Here is a 23,455-nt window from a genome sequence, read left to right on the forward strand (position 1 = left end):
CTCTCCTTGGTAGAATCATAGTCGACAAAAACCCGATTCAAAGGAGAAACCCTATGCAAAAGAATAACACAGAATACCCAACTTTAAAAGAACTTGAACAGCTAGTTTGGAGGAAGTTACAGGAAACCTTCTCAAGTGTGATGACCTGCATACTAGAGGAATATGACGAAGAAATTATGCAACAACGTGATAAGCAACGCTTCCATTATAAAGATAAACGGCCTCTAAAAATAGACAGTTTATTTGGTGAGATTGAGCTGAAGCGTTCCTACTATCGAGATCGTGAAACAGGGAAATATGTTTATCTCCTTGACCAGTACCTGCAATTTGAGGGGATAAAAGGTTTTAGCCCTTTGGTAGAAGAAGCCGCGATTGAGCTCGCTGTGACAAGTCCTTCCTACCGAAAGGCATCGAACACGCTTGAGACTCTTCTTGGTTATCGTGTCATTAGTCATGAAGCCATTCGCCAACATCTGTTAGAAGTAGAAGCGACGCAGAAAGACCGTCAGCCTATCACACATCCAGTATTGTTTATCGAGGTGGATGGACTGTATCTAAAGCGACAAGAGAAACGAATCAAAGGGAAAGAAGAGAAAATCGCAGCGGTTCATCAAGGCTGGGAGGTCAACGGAAAAAGGGTGAGTTTAAAGGAGAAGCGACATTATGTTCATCGGGGGAAAGAACCGTTTTGGGAGGGGCTTGAGACTTTTCTCATGGAGGCGTTTGACTATGATCCAGCGGTGCATCGACTTGTCATTAACGGGGATGGAGCGACTTGGATTACCGCTTGTCGAGACTATTTTCAAGGACGAGCCTTCTTCACGATTGATCGTTTCCATGTGGCACGTGATATCAGGAGACTGTTTCGAGATCACAGGCGTTATCGAGCCATGCAGAAAGCCCTCGCAAAGTATGATGGAGAAACACTTATAACAGAGCTCAACAGTGCAGTGGGAACGCTTGAGACAGAAGCGAAAGAAGAGCGTTTAGAGGCGTTGATTCATCAGCTTGAACAGTACCCCGAAGCATTGGGAGATTACAGACAATGGCTGAAAGATCAGGGGATTGATCCGACAGGGTTCCGCCCAATGGGAAGTGCTGAGGGAACCATGAGTGTTTTTGCGAAACGTTTGAAGAATGGACGAAGTTGGGTTGAAAAAGGCGCTAGTGCCATGATGACAGCGATGGTTGCGTTAATGGATAAACTCCCTCTCAAAACACTAATGGGACGTGTTGAAGAATGGACAGAGCCAAAGGAAGAACGTCCTCCCAAGTACTTTCTGGAGAAGGTCGAGAGTACAATTGGTGAAGCGACACGAAATAACATCATGTATCTCAAACAAAGAGCGAATATTCCAGTTTACCGAGCACTGAAAGACTTGAAAGGCTTTTAAAAGCCCTAAGATTCTTAACAGAGGAGAACCCTAACATTCTGAATTCGCTTACACCTATGAGAATGGAAAATATTCCTCCCACAAAAGGTTGACACAATCCGCGGAAAGCGAGCTGATGCAGTCCAACGGAGCTTAGAGTAAAATTAATTTGATACAACTAAACAAAAAGAGGCATTTTCAAATCTCCCCAAAAAATGCCCACTAATAGTTGACACAAACAGAAAAAAGAGATAGCTTGACAGTATTCGTATGATGTGGCTAGCTTAAGGGTGTCAGCCTAGTTACCGAACCCATTCATCAATTCCGTGTCCATCCTGAAGTTCAAGACCTTCTTCGTGAGTGCTTCTGAACTTGCGAAAGTACACGGCCATAAACAGCAATCAATCAACAGAAAAAAGGTTCGGATCATCAAAATAAAATGATTCGAACCTTTTTATTACGTTTGGCTAGTTTTGTCACAGCTTCTTGTTTAGGTCTGTTACTCTTTAATGGAAGTAAACGCTTCTTTTACTAGATCATAGGATTGCTTCAGTCGTTCTTCATAGAGGGGAATATCCCACGTTTCCCAAGTATACATGTTCATCACTTCATCCGTCAGACGATCTCCATCTAGTGCTGGTAGAGCATCAACGACTTGATAAGAGTCATCATCCTTTGGTTCAACAAATAACACCCCTGCACGAACCCCTTCGATGATCTCACTCGTTTCTCCGCCTTCACCCTCGTAGATAGCCGACATGACCTCACGCTGACTCGGGTCTTTAAAACTTAATAGTAGCCATGGAATGCGGACTTCTATCATTCCTTTTTCTTCATTGACAAAAAAGTCAGCAAGGGAATCGTAATCATCTGCTTCAGGATCACCATTTCCATGACGCAGTTCTCCTGTTTCGTAGTAACTAAACGGGATCACTTCATTCGTTGATGGAATACGGATCTCTTGGTTTAATGCATAGTGAATCTTTTGAAACACCCCCGTATTATTTTGAGGCTCAATGGATGTCTCTTCGATCATTTGATAGATTTGGCTGTATTGATAGGTGAAGAAATCATAATAGGAGTCTACCTTTACTCGCGATTCATCATAGCCCTTCAATTCGATAATGAAATCAATTCCGTGATCAAAGGTCACACCCTCAACTTCTTTGATGTGCTCATTACCTTGGCCCGGTAAAGTATCTAGCACCAAAATCGGGAATCCATCTTTAAAGAAATCGTCAGTTGATCCCGACTTCATATCGATTCGGAAATAAAGGTAACGTTCATCGTGATCCATGTACAGCCTCTTCACATACGGGTGATCCTCTTCATAAAGTAAGGATGCATCCTCCCAGTCTTGATCGTCTCCATTCACTTTCACTTTTAGACGGTCAAAGCTGAGCAAGCCAAATTGCTGCTCATTCGTTTGAGCATTGGACCAAAAAGGACGACGGTCAGGATTATCGTAATCCATCGTGTTCCATGTGCGTTTGAACCATTCATCCTGCCACGTAAAGATAAGCCCACCTAAAAGCTTTTCCTCGATAATATCCTCAAACAATTCGACGACAATTTTCCCTTGCTCCTCTTCTGACAAAAACCCTTGATTCTTCCCAAATGGATTTTCGTGGGTAAGACCTCTAGATGCTGGAACACCAAATTCAGCGATCAAAATCGGAAGATCGTGAGCATCATGCAAATCCTTCAAATAGCCCGCGTAATTATTCAATTCACCCCGATGATCCACATAATGAATATAGTCTTCTTCATAATTCAAAAAATCAGGGTAATACGGGTAAACATGATAGGAGGCAAATTGATTGGTTTCTGTTGCTGGTCCTTTGAGATGAATCACATTCGGATCCACACCGACTAGATCTTCATCTTCGTATGGCTCCGCTGGATGTGTCAACAGATCGGTTGTAACCCAGTTTGTAAAGCTGACTGGCCTAATCCAGTTATATTGCTCTATTTCATACGAAAGCAAAATATCAAACTGATTAGCTAGCCAATACTCAAACGGCTCAGCATCTTTTGTTTCCACATATTTGCCGTCATAATCCCCTATATCAGGATTGTTTTTATTCGTTGCTTTGACTGTGTGAGGATACCACTCAATCCCAATAATCCAGCCGATCGTATAGGGGGAAACATCGGCTTGATACACGCCATGGGCATGCCCAGGATTAGGATCCACGACAGCATTTCCATGGATAACATCAACGATTCGTTTCATTTCTTGTTGAAACTCTTCATTTGTTTCTTCATCAAACGCATCAAGTGTATCTTCAAGTGGCTCTTCATCGATCCACACGCCATGAAAGAGATAAATCGGATTTTCATGCTGTTCGTTATATCGTTTTAACGCATGATAAAAGCCCGGTGGGTGTAGTGTATACACACGGATTGCATTTCCGCCCATCTCTCCGATTTGTTCAAACCAGCGATAGTAATCTTTTTCTTTAATGGCCGCTTCCCCTGGAAATGTCCCCGGTTTCCCCATCCCGAGGTTAACTCCATGGATTTGCAACTTCTTCCACTCATCGTCTACGAATACCTCGTAATCTTGATCATTGATTCTTGCCGTATACGCAAGACCATCCTTTTGTGCCACAGCCACCGCTTCCTCAGGTTCGATCAGAGTTTCAGCAGTGTGCAGCTCAAGGATCGTTTTCATCATTGGCACGTATGTTTTCCAAAAAAAGCGCTCCTCCGAAAAATCATCCCATGCCAGCAAAGCTTTTAATTTGTTGATCCCTTTGTATTGATGGACTTTTGGAACTTCTGCAATATCTGTAAAATCACCTGCAAAGTAAAAGCTTCGCGATTGGGGACGATCATGTCCAACCACTGCTGCAAACTGAATTGGAAGATCATGCTTCAGAAGCTCCGCTTTCCCTTCATCTGTCAAGTCCCAGTCATAATAAGCTAGAACATCTTCTTCACGCTCTGCCTCAACGACATCAAACCAGTACAAGTAATTTGGACTTGTAGTCAAATTGAACAGTTCCTGCCCCCGCTCTGTAAAACTCATGCGAATGCCTTTTTCATTAAAATGTTCCTTTTCGAGCAAAACGACAATTTCTTGAGCCTCCTCATCTACGAGGATAAAACCTGGCCCCTCATAATTCCACTCCAAACCTAACTCGTTGTAATGATCAAGCATCCAAGCCGGAATTTCATTGTTTAGTTCATGGTCTAGCTCTTGGAAGTAGCGACCGATCCACCCAGAGCGCTTAACGTATAAATATTCACTAACACTGTCACGGACATTCTCCTCAGTTGGAGAAGCAAACGAGTTAAATTCAACGATGAGAGTACTTCGCTTCTCTTGCTGCAAACGATCATAAATCGTTTGCCATTCCTCCATTTCGAGCCCCCCGTATAAAAGCTCAGAGCGAGTTCCTTCTCGTTCAAGATCGATCCATGGTAAGTCTTCCTCATAGACACCATACGTATCGGCTACGTAGATTACATCCGCATCATCTAACGATTCAGGAAGAGGCTGAACCGAATACGTTTGCTCGCTTTCATTAGGAACAAACCCATAATAATCAGTCGCCGCGTGATACGATGACCCGTCTTTTTTTTCATACTTATAGCTATTCAAAACCCACGTAATTCCAAGATGCTCACGATAGGTTTCGTCAGGGACCGTTTTATCGAGAATGGCGACCTGCAATTCCGTCGGCTCCTTTAAATACCATAAAGCAACAGGCAAAAACATGAGAAGGAGCAATAAACCGATACTTAACTTAATCAGCAACGCCTTCATATCTAAATTCCTTTCCGTAAAAAGTAGACTCTAGCTAGCTTTTTGTTCTGCTTTGGTCAATCCTTTTCGCGTCATTTCTCCCCATTCCTTTGACCTGAACAAGGCTTCAATAATGGCTCCAAAACGCCAAAGCACCGTTAGTGGTCTATACCATAAAGCTTCAAATAGAGAAAAGATCATCAAGCGAGACATATCGCTAACCTTTGGATACCGTTTTAAGCTCCACCCCTCTAAAATAACAGCAGTCATGGAAAAAACGGTCCCGTATAAGACAAACAGGAGGAACAAGGCCAATGCAAACTCTACATAAAGACCTCCAAAGAAGAAAGCAAACACAATATAAAGATAGCCCATTAATTCAACGACGGGGTCAAAAAACTCAACAATCCAAAAGTAAGGAATGGATGCCGTTCCAACTAAACCATATTTCGGGTTAAAGGTCATCCCGCGATGAAGCCATAGACTTTCCATTAATCCGCGGTGCCATCTGCTTCGTTGTCGTTGTAGAACCCTGAATGTTGCTGGCGCTTCAGTCCAACAAATGGGATCAGGGACGAAGGTGATTCTTTTTTTCAATCTTTTTTCTTTTACCAAGCGGTGGAGTCTGACGACAAGCTCCATGTCTTCACCGACGGTTTTCTTTGAATACCCTCCTGCTTCCATGACCCATTTTTTCGCAAATACGCTAAACGCACCAGATATAATAAGCACCATGTTATGCCGGCTCAATCCAATTCTCCCCATTAAAAAAGCGCGCAAATATTCAATGACCTGCATAACGACTAATGGATTTTTCGCTAGCTGAACAGACAGTACACTCCCCATCTGAATATCGCTTCCATTGGCAATGCGTACGTTACCTCCCGAAGCGATAACCTCGTCCTCATCATCTCTTGATGTCACAATGGGTTTCATCACTTTTAACAAAGCATCTGTTTCTAATATCGAGTCACCGTCAATGGAACAAAAGTATGGATACTTTGACACATTAAGCCCTGCATTTAACGCATCTGCTTTCCCCCCATTGCTTTTATCAACCAACAGCAAATGAGGGAAAATCGTCGATTGATAGACCCCTTTAATCGGCTCCGTTTCGATTTGCTTACGGATCACCTTCCCAACCTTAACCATCTGAAAGTGTTCAATTATAACCTCCAGCGTTTGATCCGTTGAACCATCATTGACGACAACGATTTCCGTCTGTGGGTATTTTAAGCTTAATAAAGAGCGAACCGTTTCAATAATCCCTGTCTCCTCATTGTAAGCTGGAACTAGGATAGAAACAGGCTTCGTATACGTTAATTCTAAATAATCATCATAAACCTCTTGCTTATTAAGCTTCTGCTCTCGTTTCAATTGAACGACGGAAAGTAAGAGCATTCCGGTATAAACGAGCACGACAATCCCCATATAACCTAGAAGGAACCAAGCAAAAAGATAGGGAAGGTACGACACTATATTTGTTATAGCATTCATCATCGATCACATTCCTAAGGCTTCTTTCCCTATGTCTTTCGCATAGGGATCTTCTTCGGTCTCCACAATCGCGCGAAGCACCGATTTGCCATTTTTTTGTTGAACTATGGATTGGGCAGCTTGTGAGCGAACCCACCACGACTGATCTTTCAATAAATGTTGTAAGCTGCTAACCGCCTCGGGTGAATCTACATTGGCCAATATTTTGGCGACCATCATGCGTTCCTCCCAATTCTCAGATTCTACAAAAGGGTAATAGATTTTTTCGTTTTGAACGATCCCAAGTTGGCTGAGTACCTTAAGTGACCGAACTCGAACCTCCAGCTCATCATCATGAATTCGCTCCTCTAGAAAGGGAACCATCTCAACGAGGTGTTTGACCCCGATCATATCAAGGACGGTGTGTTTCAATGCAGAAGGGAAGTCTTGATAATGATCAATCATGTTTAAAAACGGCTTTTCTTCTAACTCAAATAATAATTTTCGATACTCCATTTCATTCATCTCAATCTTCGGATTCAATAAATGCTGTAGAAAGTCTTCATACTGAAAAGCAGCTAATATGCGATAAATCTGTAGGTACTCGTCATCCGAGTAATGTTTGTTTTCGTTTAGCATGTTTAGAACATCATCTAACAGATCCTTCATCCGAAACTCTAAAATCCGATGGAGCGTATTCATGCGAGTGCTCCAATTCAGGCTATTTAAATTTTTTTTATAATAGGGCGAAAGGAATTGATGCGCATAATCGGTAATTCGCGCTGATACCATGTCACTGCTAATATTTTTAGCATATGAACGAAGGATTTTTTCCATGGCAATGAGCTTTGTTGAAGAGTCTGGAATGATTTGCTCAGCAGGCGCATCACCTTCTATTAAATAGCGATAAGCCCAGTCGCTTCCGTCTTTAACGTAGTCCGCGATTTTGCGCTGAACACGAACTTCGATCATTCGTTGGACAACTAAATAGATGAATAACAAAATCAAAACGGCCATAAAGCTCAAAATGGCTATTGTTAACCATACGATCGCATTCCCCATTATCGTAACCTCTTTAAATACCGTTTAAGACGAGATTCTACAAATTTTACGTTAAACGGCTTTGTAATATAATCATCGACACCCATCTCAAAAGCGTATGTGACATCTTCTTCTGTTTTTCTGTTCGATAACATCATGACAATATACTTTTCATTGTTTGGCATTTTTCGCAGCTCATGGACCATCTCCAGACCATTTCGCTTAGGTAAGACGTCATCCATGATCACGATATGTGTATGGGCTGACCGGTGCCAAGAAGATTCTAATAGCGCTTCCCCATCAAAAAAGGTTTGAACATCAAGTTCGAAATATTCGAGCGTGAGTCGCTGTAGCAAATTAACGAGTACGCTGCGGATTACCTGATCCTCGACAATCACCGTTACTTTTATTTTCTCAACGTTTGGTTCTTGGAAGTCATTGACTGTTTCGATCGTTGAAGCCCCTTTAAAAACAGCCTCCTGCAAGGCTTCTTTTCCTTTTTTAGCATTCCTTCATATGTGACGTCTGCATTGTTAATCTCCACGAGGCTTGCACTAAGCTCGATGAAAAATTGTAGTGGCTCCCCGTTTTCCGTAGTCGTCACGGGAGGAATATGTTCAAAGACACGACGAACAAAATATCCCGCCTCTGTTTGACCCCCGTTTGGTAAAATGACCGCGATCTCATCCTCTGCATCCATTCGAAAAGCAAGATCAGAATCCCGCACTTGACTTTTAATATAGTCAGTCACTGTAGCCACAATTTGATCTGCAATCGTTAACCCATATTTCGTTTTTAATTCGTAATAATTGTATAAAGATAAGAAGATCACCGTGAAAGATGTTTTAAACCTGACCAGATTCGCAACCTGCAAATGAAACATTTTCTCTAAAAATCGTTCCGTGTATAATTTGGTCACTAAATCAATTTGCCGATCGTTTTTTATTCGAGTACAATGATCAAGCTTTGCTTTCATCTTTAAATAGAAAGTTTCTAGGTTAAATGGGCTGGATATGAATTCGTGTCCGTTCGCAAAAATTTGGCCCATTTCTTCATGGCTGCATTCACCTATGTAAAAGAAAGGGACGTGAAGATAATGGTGACTCCCACTTGTTTTTTCGTATAATTGATACATTTGTTTAGATTTCGCTGTATTAATAAACACAACACTATCAATAGAAAGGGATCCGAGAATTGCGACCGCATCATCCGATTGATTCGTAGATACGAGCTCAAAATCACCTTGATCCACTAGTTGGTTCTCAAGCAATTTGTAGGTAGGTTCATGGTCATAATAAATGAACACGACCTGTTTCTCTTTCTTTGCCTGCTGCTCGGCTACACCTTTCGTTTGCAGGGGGTTCTGTACGCCCTGTTGATTCGTTTCTCCCACTCTACGACACCCGCCTTTTGTAAATGCCTTTTATCCTTCTGTACTTTCCACCGTCAATCATCCCCCGTAAGATTACATGCCTTGGACCACCACCTGATTTTTTCCTGTTTTTTTTCCTTTATATAAAGCGTCATCTGCCGCCTTAATCAACTCTTCGATCCGAACCGAAGGGCGATATTCAGAAATTCCAAATGTCGCAGTAATCGAAATGGTCATCCCCTTATAAATGACGGGAGATTCATTGATTTTTTGTCTGATTTTTTCACAAGCTTTTTTCCCTTCTTCCAGTTTTGTTTCTGGAAAAAGTAAAAGAAACTCATCTCCTCCCCACCTTGAAACATAATCACTTGAACGAACACTGTTCTTAAGGGTGGATACGAAATGTTTCAACACATGATCACCGCAATCATGACCGTACGTATCATTGATGTTTTTAAAGAAATCAATATCAACGATCGCTAAAGTAAAAGATCTCCCGTGCCGTATGCTCCGATTGATTTCTGCACGTATTTTCTCCTGCATGTCTCGACGATTTATTAAGTTTGTAAGAAAATCTACCCTAGACAGCCGATCGACCTTCTGAATTTTTCCTTTCAGTTTTTCATTTTGCTCTTCCAACATTTTTACATGTTGTTCAAGGTACTTGCGTGAACTTTCTTGCTTCAATAAAGATTTCATTCGAAGCACAAGCTCTCTCGCCTCAAAAGGCTTGATTATATAGTCTTGCCCTCCTACCTCAAAACCTTTAATAACGGCCTCTTTCTCTTTTAAACTTGAAACAAAAATGACAGGAATTTTCGCCGATTCTACCTGAGCTTTTAGACGCCTACACGTTTCAAATCCGTCCATATCTGGGAGCGCCACTTCGAGCAAAATCAGGTCTGGGACGTTTTCCTTTGCCATTCGAACCGCTTCTTCCCCCGTTCGGGCAACCGTCACAAGAAAATGAGTGTTCAGTAGATTTTCTAGCTTACGAATATTTGATTGTGAATCATCAACAATTTGGATTTTTTTCATCCTATTCACATCTCCCTATCAACGTTACCGTCTTATCAATGCCTATGGTAGATGATGATTCATTATGATGGAGAGAACATGAATCTTTTTACTTTTTAGACATGGTTAATTGTATACACAAGCGACAATAAAAATAGCCTTGCTCATTCATATATCCCTTCCGTCCCTTTGAATGATCAACATTATATCAAGGTCTTCTGCACAAAAACTATACATCCACCTAATATTAGGGATAAAATTAAGTAAAAGGACTGGCTGTCGATCTAGGAATGAAGTTCACATCCCTTCAATCGTAGACTGTAACTAACAATTTGAGGTTCGTTTTTAAGACTAAGTATTTAGTGATTTATACACTAGAAAAGGTCTTCCCTTTTTCGTACATAGAAAAGGCATGAGCCATCAGAGACTCATGCCTTAAAACGTTTCGTTATTTTCTTTTTCTTCATTAAAATGAATTTTTAACGACAACTTCTTCTAATGAAAACCGTGATGACGGATGGGCCGGTTTTGCTGCTTTCCCAACCGTAATGAGCATGACAGGTACATACCGTTCAGGAACGTTAAACGCTTTGACAAATTCTGCTCCATTAAAGCCCCCCATCGGACACGTGTCATACCCTAGCCCCCTAGCTGCAAGCATTAAATTCATCGCAGCCAACGAAGCGTTCAAAAACGCAGCATCCCGTGCAAAAGTCCCTCCCCGACCGTAGGCACCGTTAATTTGACCAACAAGAGTATTTTTCACTTCTTCTGTCATAAATCCATTGTCAACAGCTGTTTGATAAACAGCCTCAGCATTTTTATTCGCCTCTAAGTCACCAAGTACCGCAACGGTGAACGAGCTGTCTACCACCTGAGATTGATTGTATGCAATCGGTAATAATTGTTCTTTTTTCTTTTCATCCTCAATCACGAGAAACTTCCAATGTTGTAAATTCCACGATGATGGTGCCAACGCGGCAGCTGTTAATATTTGTTCCTTTTCTTTTTCCGAAATCTTAAATCCTTTTTCATACTGCTTAACAGAATGGCGTTCTTCAATCGTTTGAAAAAGTTTAGCGTCATGATTCGTTGTTAATTGTGGCATGAAGCATACTCTCCTTTCTTTCGTTCTTTCATATCGTAACGAATCGACTTACAAAAGTAAAGTGATTGAACGATTGAATATTAGCTCACTAAAAAACTGCCTTTTCCCTGTTTCACTTGCATAAATTGTCACATAATAAGGCTGAAACTGGGATCACAACGAAAAAGCGTTGCTCAAAACAAAATAAATAGAAAATTACCAAAATTTTTAATAATGGGCAAATAAAGCGCTTTATTTGTGAAAGTATGAGCAAAACACTTGTCACCATTCTCTTTTCCCTCTATAATCGAGGAAACTCTTAAAAATATATAAAAAAGAGTGGAGAGGTGGTTTACAGTATGGCTTTACAAACAGAACAATTCAACGCAAACATTCTAAGGAATGGTGAGTGGGTGGAAAGTCGAACTGGCGAACGCATTTCGATTTCTGCTCCAGCATCTGGCGTAGCTCTTGGATCTATCCCAGCCTTATCCCAAGAGGAAGTAAATGATGCGATTCAAGGAGCAAAAGATGCACAGAAAATTTGGAAGATTCGCCCGATTCATGAACGTGTAGACTTGCTTTACGCTTGGGCTGACCTTTTAGAGGAACGAAAAGAGATCATTGGCGAACTCATCATGCATGAAGTCGCCAAACCAAAAAAATCAGCAATTGGTGAGGTTAGTCGAACAGCCGACATTATCCGCCACACAGCTGATGAAGCCCTCCGTTTAAATGGAGAAACCCTCAAAGGGGACCAGTTCAAAGGGGGAAGTTCGAAGAAAATTGCTCTGGTGGAGCGCGAACCTCTTGGTGTCGTTTTAGCGATTTCACCATTTAACTACCCAGTTAACCTTGCGGCAGCAAAAATTGCCCCAGCCCTCGTGGCAGGAAATACTGTCGTCTTTAAACCGGCAACTCAAGGGTCATTAAGCGGTATTAAAATGGTTGAAGCACTTGCAGATGCAGGAGCACCAGAAGGAATCATTCAAGTTGTAACCGGCCGTGGTTCTGTTATCGGTGACCACTTGGTTGAACACCCAGGTATTGATATGATTACATTTACAGGTGGAACAACTACTGGAGAGCGTATTTCCGAAAAAGCGAAAATGATTCCTGTCGTTTTAGAGCTTGGCGGAAAAGATCCAGCGATCGTTCTCGACGATGCCGACTTAAAGCTTACAGCTAGCCAAATTGTGAGCGGAGCTTTTTCCTACTCTGGTCAACGTTGCACAGCGATTAAACGTGTGTTCGTTCAAGACAGTGTAGCAGATCAGCTCGTAGCTAACATTAAGGAGCTAGTCGAGCAACTAACGGTCGGAAGCCCTGAGGACGATGCGGACATTACTCCCGTTATTGATGAAAAAAGCGCAGAGTTCATTCAAGGGTTAATCGATGATGCCCTCGAAAATGGAGCAACCTTACTATCTGGCAACAAGCGTCAAGGCAACCTCTTGTCACCGACACTGTTAGATGATGTCACACCTGCAATGCGTGTAGCTTGGGAAGAGCCATTCGGCCCTGTCCTTCCAATCATTAGAGTGAAAGACGCAAATGAAGCCATTAGCTTGAGCAATCAATCCGACTATGGGCTTCAAGCGAGCATCTTTACGAAAGACACCGATCGCGCGATCAACATCGGGAAACATTTAGAAGTCGGGACGGTCCATATTAACGCAAAAACGGAGCGTGGGCCTGATCACTTCCCATTCTTAGGTGTAAAAAAATCTGGTCTAGGTGTACAAGGCATTAAGCCAAGCCTTTTATCCATGACTCGCGAGCGCGTGACCGTACTTAACCTGTAATCTTATGGCTTGTCGAGTGGAAAAGACTTTTCGCTAGTAACTGTAAAGAGCCAGCGACATCTTAGAATCGCTGGCTCTTTTTACACATTGGTTTATCCTTGATCCGTTAGCCCTTCTTTTTCACAGATATAAGCAAGCAACCGCTCACATCCTTCGGAAATAAGATCGTACACTTCATCAAAATTCCCTGTAAAGTAAGGGTCTGGTACATCCACTATCGTTGCAGCAGGTACATAATCTAGAAGCCGAGAAATCTCTGCTTTTCCAGTTGCTCCAGCTATCGCGCGAAGGTTTCCGACATTCTCCGTATCCATTCCGATCATATAATCAAAGCGATGAACATCCTCTTTTACTACCTGTCTCGCCTTTAATCCCCCGGAAGGAATGTCGTTTTCCTGTAAAATGGTCAGTGTTTCTTTATGAGGCGGTTTGCCCACATGCCAGTTGCCCGTTCCAGCTGAATCGATTTGAAATGAAGCGGATAGCCCCGCTTCGTTCACTTTATGACGAAAGATCGCTTCAGCCATTGGTGAGCGGCAAATGTTTCCTAAACATACAAACAATACTCGTATCACATTTCTCGACTCCTTTAATTCTCCTCTTGTATACAGAAAGCAATATGAGCTTGGCCATCATTCTATGGAGCCCGATGATTTAGTCAAAAAATTCAATCTCAAGATCCAGCTCTTCCACTTCGGATGGATCAATGTCGAGGATCGCATAAACTTGAGATTTTAACCTGTCAGAGTTCGTTCCTTCCGAAAGATCAAGCTGGGAAAGAAAATCTTCCATCCACTCAACCGCTTGTTTACCCGACATTTTTTCCTTATGCGCTCCATCCCACTCGACTTTTGCCTTCCCTTTCTCGTTTTTCTTCTGTTCATACTCCATTTCTAGCTCGTCTCCGTCCTGCCATTCCAACTCTAGCTTAAACTTTTTCACATTAAGAGCAAAGGCTTGATTGTTTTCATCAGCAGGTCGTTGTTCGGTCTCCTCTACGTTTTCTGACCCAGATGCTTCTGAAGGAGTGGACGTATCCTCCTCTATTGGTTCACTATGTTCAGTCGCTTCTTCTCCCCGGCTCTCTTCTTCAAGCAGATCATCAACGACAAGTGCTTCTTCATCTGAAAATACGGGTTGGGACGAGTCTTCCTCTTCCCCATCTATCTCGATCGTCTCATGATCTTCTGGTACCTCCAGCTCATGATCTTCCGTTGCCGATGATCCACAAGCAGCAAGGAGAAGGAGAGTCAATATACATATGCTAAATAAATAATGCCGCTTCATAAATTACCTCCTTCCCTCACTACTATACTAGATTCGGGCTAAAAGGCAATAAGTCGACACTCCCCTTTCTCAAAAAATAGACGACGAAAAAGAAAATAGGATAAGCTCTTATTAGACCATTTATCATCAGAAAGAAAGCTGTCTATGTACCAGATTGACATGCAGAGCTTATTCATTTTTTTCATCACCATTTATATAGATACGAAAAAATAACACAGCGATTGAACGTCCCTGTAATACGAGTAAACTCTTTTCTACCTAACCTCCCAACTCCTGAGGTGGCTTCACACATTTAATGAAGAAAATAGCATCATAAGCCTTAATAGGTTTTAAAACGAGAGGAGCCATTCCTAGTAATCTCGTTTCTAATAGCCACCATGCTTGCTTGTTCCAAGCATTTCTTTTTGCCCCAATATTCGTAGGTAAAAAGAACGTATGTCCATTCAATTCCTTTAGTAGAAGTTCAAGATGGTACTGATTTATCATTGTGATTTCGTGAAGGTCCTTATAAGGGGTTAAGCATGTGCCACTTCCAGCATAAAACCCAACAGAAAACACTCGGTCAGCGTATTTTTTCGCGAGCAAGTGATCTACCGTTTTTATTCTTAATAGTTCCAATAAAAGGGAGCGATTTTTGCGAATATGATAGTTGTGGGCCCAAACAATGAGTTTCTCTCCCTTATAATAATTGCGCAACCATTCGATGTTTTCAAACATGAACTGATCTCGAAGGCTTCCTGACCACAAGCGTCCTTTTAAATTTACTAATAGCCATTGCTTTCGATTAACCATCCCTCTATGAATCAAAGGTATAATTTCCTCACTGATTTGTTCTTTCCATTCCGAGCGTTTCTCCGTAAATGTTCTGAACATTTAATCCCCTTTCTGTGCATACAATATCGAGTAAAATGCCATTATTTTAAGTCAATCCACCCGAGAGCTTCCTACCTTCTAGTTAGGCAGACTGCGGCTTCAAACAAAAAATGCTCTCAAACCTTTCTCTTGGCTGAGAGCACTTCTTGTTGGATAAATTTAAAAGCGTTACCGATTGTCTACCGTTTCAGGGTATAAATCATGGTTCATCATTCGATATTCGGCCATTTTCTCGTATTTCGTTCCAGGACGGCCATAGTTCGTATACGGGTCAATGCTAATGCCACCACGAGGAGTAAATTTACCCCACACTTCGATGTAGCGAGGGTCCATGAGCTTGATCAAATCGTTCATAATGATGTTCATCGCATCCTCATGGAAATCACCATGGTTGCGAAAGCTAAACAAGTATAGTTTCAGTGATTTACTTTCCACCATTTTTACATCGGGAATGTAGCTAATGTAAACAGTAGCAAAGTCAGGCTGTCCCGTCATTGGACAGAGTGTTGTAAATTCAGGACAGTTGAATTTCACGAAGTAATCTCGCTCTTGGTGTTTGTTTTCAAACACCTCTAAAATGTCAGGATTGTAGTCAAACGTATAGATTGTCCCTTGGTTTCCAAGCAGCGTAACCCCTTCAAGCTCTTCCTCTTTCCTTCCAGTCACTGTTCATTCTCCTTCCAAATAAAAAGGTTTAGACACCACGCTTATTCCCCCACACAAGTGTATGGAGCTGCGGTAAAATTTTCGCATCGTTCATGATCGTTGAATCGGTCGCTTTGTTGATGAGCCATTCATATCGGTCAAGAAGTGTCCGTATTAAAAGGGCATTATCGCCTGTTACCGTATCCTCATTTCCAACTTGTAAAAAGAAAGGGACATGTGGATACCGTTCGTGGACATATTCTGCATAACGAAAATCCTCATCATTAAATACGACAACCTTTAAGCTCATTTGCTTTGTATCCAATCGCTCAATGATTTGATCAAGCTTCGTAAAGTCAGTTTTCATTTGTGAACTTGGGGGTTTTGGCGAAATCGTTAAATCGTCGATTTTGAGAAACCAATCCTGCCATAAAGAGCCTTGTGTCTCTAGTGCCACACGAATGCCTTTGTCGTGAAGCTTGTCCACTAGCTCGCCTATCCCTTTATGAAGAGCAGGATTCCCGCCGGAAATGGTCACATGGGAGAAACGCTCCCCGCCGATCTCCTCCAATTTTGCAATGATCTCATCAGCCGTCCTCAGCGTTGCTTTGAGTGAGCCGTCCCATGTGAAGGCCGAATCACACCATGAACAGCTATAATCGCATCCCCCCGTGCGAACGAACATCGTCTTTTGCCCTATGACCATTCCTTCTCCTTGAACGGTTGGACCGAAAATCTCCATTACGGGAATTCGCTTCATTCCGCCACCTTCTTTGGCCTGTACACAACATAACTTGTTGGGGTTTCTCTCACAACCACTTGGACGCAGACGGGCTTATTTGGCCGATTGTCTAAATAAGCCTGAATTCGCTCATAGATCGTCTTCGCTACCATTTCGGTTGTGGGGAAAGTCCCTTTGAATTCGTCATGGTCATTTAATAGTGTATGATCATATCGTTTATGGACGATTGTTTTTAGTTGTTTAAAGTCAACGAGAAATCCTGTTTTATCTAATTCGTCTCCAGCGATTGTCACATTGATGAAATATGTGTGCCCGTGAACATCCTGACATTTTCCTGCGTCTTTTGCCGGGATGAAATGGGCAGCAGCTAAGTGCATATCTTTATTTAACTCGAAGCTGTACGGATGGTGGGTTTGCGGATAAAATTGCTGCATCATGCCCGGTCACCTTCTTTTTCAGCCAGATACAACTCAAGCCCGCGGCGACGTAACATACAAGCAGGACATTCCCCGCAGCCATCCCCACGAATTCCGTGATAACACGTGAGCGTCTTTTCTCGTACAAAGTCCAAAGCCCCTAATTCATCTGCTAGCTTCCACGTCTCTGCCTTATCTAACCACATAAGCGGCGTATGAATGACAAATTGGTCATCCATCGCCAAATTTAATGTGACATTTAGCGATTTTATAAACACGTCGCGACAGTCAGGATAGCCGCTATAGTCTGTTTCACACACTCCGGTGACAAGGTGGCGCGCACCGATTTGCTTGGCGTATACAGCAGCAAACGAAAGAAACAATTGATTGCGCCCTGGGACGAACGTAGACGGGAGCTCACCGTTCTCTCCATCTTTTACTGCAATCTCCTCTCTCGTAAGCGCACTTTCTGTTAATTGATTCAGCAACGTCATATCGAGTACGCGGAACGAAACCCCAAGCTGTTCAGCAATTTCCTTTGCACACTCAATTTCCTCGGCATGACGCTGGCCATAATCGAACGTCACTGTCGCCACTTCATCAAATGTTTTCAATGCCCAAAACAGGCATGTCGTACTATCTTGGCCGCCACTGAACACTACGACGGCTTTCTTTTTTTTGTTTTCCATCTTCCCTCATTCTCCTTTCACAACAGAGCGGTTTCCCCTCTTACCTATCGTGAAGAACGAGCTCGAAAAACCCTCGCCGGCTAGCGGCAAACGAAAAGAAAACTGTACCGCTTGATACAGCCTTGCCTTAGTTTTTTATAGAGGGAGTTCGCGAACCTCTCTCACAGAAAACCTGTGAATTTCTTCATGGCAATACGGCTATTATACTATAGCTTATCCAGTTTGGGTAGCGTCATCCTTTTCTTACTATGAAAAAGTTGGTAAGATAATTTTGTAATCCACGGGAACGAATAGATAATGAAATGAGGGATAACATGACAACGTTTCAAGAAAACCTAGAAAAATACGCAGAACTTGCCGTAAAGGTAGGGGTCAACATTCAACCTGGGCAAACCTTAGTCATCCGCACGCCGATTTCAGCTTTGGAACTCGTCCGCCTCGTGGCGAAAAAAGCTTATGAAGCTGGAGCAAAAAATGTTCATGTCGAATGGAGCGATGAAGAGCTTACGCGGACAAAGTTCCATTTGGCACCAGATGAAGCGTTCCACGAGTATCCAGCATGGATTGCCAAAGGGTTTGAAGAGCTAGCGGAAAACGGTGCAGCGTTTTTGTCGATTACCGGTCAAGATCCGGATCTATTGAAGGATGCCGATCCTGAACGAGTTGCCAACTTAAACAAAGCCGGGGGGAAAGCTTTAAAAACATTCCGCTCGTATATTATGGCTGATAAAGTGAGCTGGTCGATTGTAGCCGCCCCTTCAGAAGGTTGGGCGAAGAAAATATTCCCAGACGAATCTAAAGATCGGGCAGTTGAGAAGCTTTGGGAGGCAATCTTTGCCGCTACGCGTACTGACCAAGCAGACCCTGTTGCCGCATGGAAAAACCATTTGAAGACATTGGATGAGAAGATGAACGAACTGAACAAACGTCGCTACCATGCCCTCCATTACAAAGCACCTGGTACGGATTTAACGATTGAATTGCCTGACACACACTTATGGGTGTCTGGTGGGAGCACAAATAAAGATGGCGTTGACTTTGTCGCCAATATTCCGACAGAGGAAGTGTTCACCGCAGCCAAGAAAACAGGTGTCAACGGAACAGTAACCAACACGAAGCCATTGAACTATGGCGGTACATTAATTGATCAATTCACGCTCACGTTTAAAGACGGGAAAGTCGTTGATTTTACTGCCGAACAAGGATACGAAACGTTGAAACGGTTGCTGGATACTGATGAAGGTGCCCGGTACATTGGTGAGGTTGCTCTCGTGCCACATCAGTCACCTATTTCAGAAACAGATTTAATTTTCTATAATACCCTTTTTGACGAAAACGCCTCCAATCATTTAGCCATCGGGACGGCCTATGCGTTTAACATTGAAGGCGGGAAAGAGATGAGTGAAGAGGAGCTTGAGCAGGCCGGAATCAATACGAGCATCACACACGTTGACTTCATGATTGGCAGCAGTGAAATGGACATTGACGGTATAACAAAAGATGGAAAGCGCGAGCCTGTGTTCCGTAAAGGAAATTGGGCGTTCTAATTTGCCAAAAGCCAACCATTCCCAGTGGTTGGTTTTTTCGTTTTGGACACACTTAGAAAAAAGGAGGAATGCCTTATGAGTCCAAGTTATATTTGTCCTCAATGTAAAACGAACCGTTCTCGGTTTCACTTCATCGAACAACAAGCGGAGGCCGTCAAGCTTGATCCCCAGACAGGTGAAGTCATCCAAACATATGCCCAAGAACAATTAGAGCCTTTCCATATGCCATACCGAGGACCGCAAATGAGAGTCCAATGCGGGGCGTGTGGTCTTATTGAGGATGAACGTCAATTTGTTCGGTCATAAGAAAATTCAAGCTTTACTCTCGCGACGATTTCCATTTGCTGTGGTTCGATAGGCGGACCGACAGTTGCAGCAAGGGCATATGCTTGCCTTTGAATGGTCACTGGTCCGTCTATCAACTCCCTCATGTTCACAGGAGGCTGTTCCAACTCAACCATGCTGGCACCTGCCATCGCCTGAGCATGGTCATAGCCTCTTTGTACAGCTAGCTGCAGTGCCTGCTGATAGTGAGCCTCCTCATCAGATACTTTAAACCGAAGATCTCGTGTCTCGTTCGCCCCATGCGCAAATGCTTCAGCGTATACCTCTCCTACAACAGTTAAATCATCGACAGTCACGTCAAACCAAGTAACAGCAGAATAGCCACGAACGATTTGTTCGCCATTTACAAATTCGTAGATCGGTGAGACGGAATAGGCCAAAGTTTCGATTTGTTCTACTCCTCTCATTCGCTGCAAAGCCCCTACCACCGCTTGAGCTCGTTCATTATTTTCTCTCACTGCTTCTTCCACATTTGAATGAGTCGTGGACACACCGATGCTAAGCACGACCACATCCGCCTGCACAGTAACCTTGCCTTCCCCTACCACTGTTAGCCTTCCGTGCTCATTTGTCATGAAACGATTCCCCCTTTGGGCATTGCTGTGATAAATCATATGTGCCGCATTCTCAATAGGTTCGTTTTTTGTCTTTGCTTCGTACAACCAGCTATGAGCAAGAAAGAGACTGGGACAAAACGAGCCAAGCGTAAAAAAAGATCCAGATCATTTTATTTTGATGATCCGAACCTTTTTCTGTTACTTCATGAGATGTCTGTTTGATCGGCGTTTATGGCCGTATACTTTTCGTAAGTTCTATCCACACGCATAACTAGACGGACGTTTTCAAGTTGATGGTCAAAATCACGAGACGCCTGCGGAAAAAGCAACAAGTGGTTTATGAAACAATCAACCCCATATAAAATAAACTGTGTTTTGTACTAGCCTCTTCGGTCACCATCCAGAAAATAGAGATAGGGACTGTTTTCCGATGAGAAATCCACCGATAGCATAAGCTTCAAGCCGATCCTTAATCGCCACTTGGGCAGAAGGTACGTCATCAATGACGAGTTCATATGGTTTAGCGTCCATATCGTCATAGAACGACTTTTTCAAAAACATCGAAGCCTGATGAAGAGCATCATCCCCTCTCTCCATTACTTCATAAAAGGAAACGAATCCGTGCATCACACCATTGTAGCGGATCGCTTGCACGGGAACACCTGCATCTGCCAAGCTTTGTGCATACATTTCTCCTTCATCCCGGAGTGGGTCAAACTCAGCAGTTACAACAAAGGCCGGTGGAACCCCTTCCAAATCAGCATTCAGCGGAGAAGTGTAGGGATTTAACCACGACTCTTGCTGAGGCGTATATTTCTCTCGAGCCTGAACCATAACCGCTCGCGATAGCAGATAATAGCCGCTATCATAATGATCCCGCGAAGGAAATGCGACATCTTGGAAGGTCGTAAGGGGATATAACAATACTTGGGCGGAAATCTCAGGACCTTCTCGATCTCTTGCCATTAGCGAAACGACAGTGGCGATATTGCCTCCTGCACTATCCCCAACAACTGCAACATTTGCTGGGTCTCCGTTAAACAACTCAGCATTTTTTGAAATCCAATCAAGTGCATCATAGCTATCTTCAATCGCTGTTGGAAACGGGTGACCTGGAGCCACGCGATAGCCAACCGCAACGACAATACTGCCTGTCCGGACCGCCAAAGCGCGAACGATATTATCATGGGTGTTAATGTCCCCATATCCTTCTAAAAATGCCCCGCCATGATAATACAAAATAATTGGATGGGGTCCACTTGCTTTAGGCTGATACACTCGAGCTGGTATCGATGCCCCGTCTGAAACAGGTATTTGAATCAACTCTGTCTTAAATCGTGAATGTCCATTTGATTGTGTAAGAAATTTCGGTGGACGCATGTCAGGAGTTACTAAATTATGATGAATAGCATGGAGTAGTACAGCGGTTTTCGGAGGAACTTTTCCAGCTTCCGTATGGGACCAATATTCCACGAACGTGATCGAAATGATCATAAAACCTACGATAGCTGAAACAATTGCGAGTAAAACCGTTTGGAATATCCTGATCATACGCTGCTTCCTCCTAACTCTAAGATAGACTCTCGGCATTCGCCGAGCTTTGTGGTTCAAGGATTTTCCTCAAACCAATTTATTTCATCCCTCCTATTTTAGGTGGGATTTTTTAATGTTCATTTTTTAAAACTGGAAATTAATTATCAAAATATTTTCTCGAATTCGACAAGAAACACTTGACTTTTCAAAAACACCACAATAATCGCCGGTGAAGGGATTATTTTCCCTTACTACTTGTGATTGAGGTGCCAAAATGAAACCAACGTTTATTGCACACGAAACTTATCAAAACTTCGTTCTAAATCAGTTAAATGCCCATTATTCTGGCGGCATTCTTACCCTTGTTAATAAGGATTGGCCAGTAATTAAAAAGCTTTGGATAACTGATCTCTCTTCGGTAACTACATGGCTTGGTGATTCCTATTCCAAAAAGGGACCAAAGCCTCGTGACCCTGCTTCTATGATGCGTTCTTATCTGCTTTCATTATTTGTTCAACCTACAAAAGGTATTACTCATTGGGTTGATCAACTTCGTCGCGTTCCGTTGTATGCAATTCTTAGCGGTTTTGAACCCGGTGACACACCAGGTGTTGGAACATTTGAAGACTTTTTCAAACGTTTATGGGCCTTCGAAAGCCCGAATGTTATGCCGAAGGTCAAACCTAAAAAGAAAAAGTCAAAAAAGAAAAAGAAGCCTAAAAAGGGTGAAAAAGCTGAACCTAAGAATCCCGGAATTGTTCGTAAACTCGTTGATCGGGCAATGCGTTATGGTTCCAAACAAAAACAACTGCCAGGAGACCGATTATTTGAGTTTTTTCAATCCCAATTTTTAGCGGTTTCTACGAAACTTGGTCTTCTTGGGGATCCCGAAGCTCTAGGTGTAGTTGGAGATGGGACACCAATTGAAACAGCTAGGTACCCGAGAAGTAAATCAACCTGTAATTGTAGTGCCCAAGGACTAACGAACTGTACTCACCCACGCCAGTATTCACAACCCGACATCGACTCAGGCTGGGATAGTTCTAAGGAAAAGTACTTCAACGGATATCATCTCTACATGATATCCACTAGCGATAGCCAATACGACTTACCGCTATATCCACGGCTGCATCCTGCTTCCCGGCATGATTCAGTCAGCCTAGTGGTTAGTTCAATTGAATTTTCGCAACGGTACACCTTGGGCACGATTGATAAAATTCTTCTTGATGCAGCGCACGATGCTGAGGCCATTTATGAGCTACTTGAACATCAAAATGTGGAACCCTTCATCGATTTAAATGTTCGAACAAAGAAGAACTTTAGTACAGAAAGTGATATTCAAATATCTCCAACAGGTGTTCCAATCTGTCCGATTGGGAAGGAGATGAAGCCCAACGGGTTTGACAAATCTCAAAATCGGCAAAAATGGCGTTGTCCACTTGCTTGCGGTACCAAAAATACATGCTCATCACCGTGTTCAAAAGCAAAATATGGTCGGACATTCCATACATTCAGAGAGGATAATCTACGATTATTTACCAAAACACCAAGGTCCTCTGAAAAGTGGAAACTTATATACAAACGAAGAACCTCTGTTGAACGTTCTAATAAAAGAGAAAAAATAGATTATCACTTGGAATCTGGACGCCACCGGTCAACAAAAATGTGGTACATTCGCCTATACGCCATAATGATGTGTCAGCACATCGATGCTTGGTACAGCAGTCAGAAAGAGCAGTTAAATATTGAAGAAATCATCTTTCCTAAAGCCGCCTAGTCAATTTTTAAAAAAATAATGGCAATAGGTTTCTTTGTCATGCACATTTTTGAAAATACAATGAAAATAATGAGTGTGCAGGCCATTCCAATCCAATTTCCAGTAATTTTGGTTCATTT

21 protein-coding genes and 1 riboswitch are annotated in these 23,455 nt (G+C 42.6%); of the genes, 5 read left to right on the forward strand and 16 right to left on the reverse strand.

The features are described 5' to 3' along the window. The first annotated feature begins 53 nt into the window (after nt 1-53). Nucleotides 54-1,394, forward strand: coding sequence for an ISLre2 family transposase (locus E2L07_RS02245; protein WP_243854882.1), 1,341 nt, complete (start codon nt 54-56; stop codon nt 1,392-1,394). A gap of 478 nt (nt 1,395-1,872) precedes the next feature. On the opposite strand, the gene E2L07_RS02250 is transcribed toward E2L07_RS02245, so the two are convergent. From E2L07_RS02250 to E2L07_RS02280, 7 genes are all read right to left on the reverse strand, one after another. Further along, nucleotides 1,873-5,148: a hypothetical protein gene (locus tag E2L07_RS02250; RefSeq protein WP_134228730.1), complete on the reverse strand. Its 3,276-nt coding sequence runs from the start codon at nt 5,146-5,148 to the stop codon at nt 1,873-1,875. 30 nt (nt 5,149-5,178) lie between these two features. Then, a complete protein-coding gene (locus E2L07_RS02255; protein ID WP_134228731.1) occupies nt 5,179-6,627 on the reverse strand; it encodes a glycosyltransferase family 2 protein in 1,449 nt (482 codons plus the stop codon). 3 nt (nt 6,628-6,630) lie between these two features. Beyond that, complete coding sequence (locus E2L07_RS02260; RefSeq protein ID WP_134228732.1) at nt 6,631-7,665, reverse strand: HEAT repeat domain-containing protein; 1,035 nt, start codon at nt 7,663-7,665, stop codon at nt 6,631-6,633. Beyond that, on the reverse strand, nt 7,665-8,129 hold the full coding sequence (locus E2L07_RS02265; RefSeq protein ID WP_134228733.1) for a response regulator transcription factor: 465 nt from the start codon (nt 8,127-8,129) through the stop codon (nt 7,665-7,667). The genes E2L07_RS02260 and E2L07_RS02265 overlap by 1 nt, the downstream gene beginning before the upstream one ends. Then, complete coding sequence (locus E2L07_RS02270) at nt 8,051-9,037, reverse strand: diguanylate cyclase domain-containing protein (RefSeq protein WP_134228734.1); 987 nt, start codon at nt 9,035-9,037, stop codon at nt 8,051-8,053. The genes E2L07_RS02265 and E2L07_RS02270 overlap by 79 nt, the downstream gene beginning before the upstream one ends. Nucleotides 9,038-9,109: 72 nt before the next feature. Beyond that, nucleotides 9,110-10,054: a diguanylate cyclase gene (locus tag E2L07_RS02275; protein WP_134228735.1), complete on the reverse strand. Its 945-nt coding sequence runs from the start codon at nt 10,052-10,054 to the stop codon at nt 9,110-9,112. Nucleotides 10,055-10,499: 445 nt separating this feature from the next. Next, nucleotides 10,500-11,141, reverse strand: coding sequence for a nitroreductase family protein (locus E2L07_RS02280; RefSeq protein ID WP_053431045.1), 642 nt, complete (start codon nt 11,139-11,141; stop codon nt 10,500-10,502). 338 nt (nt 11,142-11,479) lie between these two features. Here E2L07_RS02280 and E2L07_RS02285 point away from each other — a divergent pair, with 338 nt between their 5' ends. Further along, entirely contained in the window at nt 11,480-12,925 is a 1,446-nt protein-coding gene (locus E2L07_RS02285) for an NADP-dependent glyceraldehyde-3-phosphate dehydrogenase (RefSeq protein ID WP_134228736.1), read from the forward strand. Between the two features lie 92 nt (nt 12,926-13,017). Here the strand turns inward: E2L07_RS02285 and E2L07_RS02290 are convergent, their stop codons facing one another. The 7 genes from E2L07_RS02290 to queC form a co-directional block, all read right to left on the reverse strand. Beyond that, nucleotides 13,018-13,500: a low molecular weight protein-tyrosine-phosphatase gene (locus tag E2L07_RS02290; RefSeq protein WP_134228737.1), complete on the reverse strand. Its 483-nt coding sequence runs from the start codon at nt 13,498-13,500 to the stop codon at nt 13,018-13,020. A 79-nt stretch (nt 13,501-13,579) separates the two neighbouring features. After that, nucleotides 13,580-14,212 carry a YusW family protein gene (locus tag E2L07_RS02295; protein WP_134228738.1) on the reverse strand — a complete coding sequence of 211 codons (633 nt, stop codon included), beginning with the start codon at nt 14,210-14,212 and terminating at the stop codon, nt 13,580-13,582. A 258-nt stretch (nt 14,213-14,470) separates the two neighbouring features. Beyond that, nucleotides 14,471-15,085, reverse strand: a complete 615-nt coding sequence (locus tag E2L07_RS02300) for an erythromycin esterase family protein (RefSeq protein ID WP_010898396.1) — start codon at nt 15,083-15,085, stop codon at nt 14,471-14,473. 168 nt (nt 15,086-15,253) lie between these two features. After that, nucleotides 15,254-15,751, reverse strand: a complete 498-nt coding sequence (gene queF / locus E2L07_RS02305) for a preQ(1) synthase (RefSeq protein WP_134228739.1) — start codon at nt 15,749-15,751, stop codon at nt 15,254-15,256. 28 nt (nt 15,752-15,779) lie between these two features. Then, a complete protein-coding gene (queE, locus tag E2L07_RS02310) occupies nt 15,780-16,490 on the reverse strand; it encodes a 7-carboxy-7-deazaguanine synthase QueE (protein WP_134228740.1) in 711 nt (236 codons plus the stop codon). Then, entirely contained in the window at nt 16,487-16,909 is a 423-nt protein-coding gene (queD, locus tag E2L07_RS02315; RefSeq protein ID WP_010898399.1) for a 6-carboxytetrahydropterin synthase QueD, read from the reverse strand. Before queD ends, queE begins: the two co-directional genes overlap by 4 nt. Further along, on the reverse strand, nt 16,906-17,577 hold the full coding sequence (queC, locus tag E2L07_RS02320) for a 7-cyano-7-deazaguanine synthase QueC (protein WP_010898400.1): 672 nt from the start codon (nt 17,575-17,577) through the stop codon (nt 16,906-16,908). Before queC ends, queD begins: the two co-directional genes overlap by 4 nt. A 121-nt stretch (nt 17,578-17,698) precedes the next feature. Then, nucleotides 17,699-17,742: riboswitch (PreQ1 riboswitch) on the reverse strand. Between the two features lie 149 nt (nt 17,743-17,891). Here queC and E2L07_RS02325 point away from each other — a divergent pair. Both E2L07_RS02325 and E2L07_RS02330 read left to right on the forward strand, forming a co-directional pair. Then, nucleotides 17,892-19,124 (forward strand): aminopeptidase, encoded by a 1,233-nt coding sequence (locus E2L07_RS02325; RefSeq protein ID WP_053431039.1) that lies wholly within the window; start codon nt 17,892-17,894, stop codon nt 19,122-19,124. Between the two features lie 75 nt (nt 19,125-19,199). Beyond that, the gene (locus E2L07_RS02330; RefSeq protein WP_053431038.1) at nt 19,200-19,430 is read left to right on the forward strand and encodes a hypothetical protein; all 231 of its coding nucleotides are present in this window, start codon (nt 19,200-19,202) and stop codon (nt 19,428-19,430) included. On the opposite strand, the gene E2L07_RS02335 is transcribed toward E2L07_RS02330, so the two are convergent. Next, nucleotides 19,412-20,044 (reverse strand): SIMPL domain-containing protein, encoded by a 633-nt coding sequence (locus E2L07_RS02335; RefSeq protein ID WP_166740005.1) that lies wholly within the window; start codon nt 20,042-20,044, stop codon nt 19,412-19,414. The two genes, E2L07_RS02330 and E2L07_RS02335, sit on opposite strands and share 19 nt — an antisense overlap. A 375-nt stretch (nt 20,045-20,419) precedes the next feature. After that, nucleotides 20,420-21,577 (reverse strand): alpha/beta hydrolase, encoded by a 1,158-nt coding sequence (locus E2L07_RS02340; RefSeq protein WP_010898404.1) that lies wholly within the window; start codon nt 21,575-21,577, stop codon nt 20,420-20,422. A gap of 256 nt (nt 21,578-21,833) precedes the next feature. On the opposite strand from E2L07_RS02340, the gene E2L07_RS02345 reads away from it, so the two are divergent. Beyond that, complete coding sequence (locus tag E2L07_RS02345) at nt 21,834-23,336, forward strand: transposase (protein ID WP_134228599.1); 1,503 nt, start codon at nt 21,834-21,836, stop codon at nt 23,334-23,336. Nucleotides 23,337-23,455: the final 119 nt, after the last annotated feature.

Origin of the sequence: Halalkalibacterium halodurans, assembly GCF_004376175.1 — a bacterium.
In the GTDB taxonomy this organism is placed as follows: domain Bacteria; phylum Bacillota; class Bacilli; order Bacillales; family Bacillaceae_D; genus Halalkalibacterium; species Halalkalibacterium halodurans.

Bases quoted from the DNA above. Each gene is read 5' to 3' on its own strand.
- E2L07_RS02245 (WP_243854882.1), top strand. From the start codon at position 54: ATGCAAAAGAATAACACAGAATACCCAACTTTAAAAGAACTTGAACAG.
- E2L07_RS02250 (WP_134228730.1), bottom strand. From the start codon at position 5,148: ATGAAGGCGTTGCTGATTAAGTTAAGTATCGGTTTATTGCTCCTTCTC.
- E2L07_RS02255 (WP_134228731.1), bottom strand. From the start codon at position 6,627: ATGATGAATGCTATAACAAATATAGTGTCGTACCTTCCCTATCTTTTT.
- E2L07_RS02260 (WP_134228732.1), bottom strand. From the start codon at position 7,665: ATGGGGAATGCGATCGTATGGTTAACAATAGCCATTTTGAGCTTTATG.
- E2L07_RS02275 (WP_134228735.1), bottom strand. From the start codon at position 10,054: ATGAAAAAAATCCAAATTGTTGATGATTCACAATCAAATATTCGTAAG.
- E2L07_RS02280 (WP_053431045.1), bottom strand. From the start codon at position 11,141: ATGCCACAATTAACAACGAATCATGACGCTAAACTTTTTCAAACGATT.
- E2L07_RS02285 (WP_134228736.1), top strand. From the start codon at position 11,480: ATGGCTTTACAAACAGAACAATTCAACGCAAACATTCTAAGGAATGGT.
- E2L07_RS02295 (WP_134228738.1), bottom strand. From the start codon at position 14,212: ATGAAGCGGCATTATTTATTTAGCATATGTATATTGACTCTCCTTCTC.
- E2L07_RS02300 (WP_010898396.1), bottom strand. From the start codon at position 15,085: ATGTTCAGAACATTTACGGAGAAACGCTCGGAATGGAAAGAACAAATC.
- queE (WP_134228740.1), bottom strand. From the start codon at position 16,490: ATGAAGCGAATTCCCGTAATGGAGATTTTCGGTCCAACCGTTCAAGGA.
- queD (WP_010898399.1), bottom strand. From the start codon at position 16,909: ATGATGCAGCAATTTTATCCGCAAACCCACCATCCGTACAGCTTCGAG.
- queC (WP_010898400.1), bottom strand. From the start codon at position 17,577: ATGGAAAACAAAAAAAAGAAAGCCGTCGTAGTGTTCAGTGGCGGCCAA.
- E2L07_RS02325 (WP_053431039.1), top strand. From the start codon at position 17,892: ATGACAACGTTTCAAGAAAACCTAGAAAAATACGCAGAACTTGCCGTA.
- E2L07_RS02330 (WP_053431038.1), top strand. From the start codon at position 19,200: ATGAGTCCAAGTTATATTTGTCCTCAATGTAAAACGAACCGTTCTCGG.
- E2L07_RS02335 (WP_166740005.1), bottom strand. From the start codon at position 20,044: ATGACAAATGAGCACGGAAGGCTAACAGTGGTAGGGGAAGGCAAGGTT.
- E2L07_RS02340 (WP_010898404.1), bottom strand. From the start codon at position 21,577: ATGATCAGGATATTCCAAACGGTTTTACTCGCAATTGTTTCAGCTATC.
- E2L07_RS02345 (WP_134228599.1), top strand. From the start codon at position 21,834: ATGAAACCAACGTTTATTGCACACGAAACTTATCAAAACTTCGTTCTA.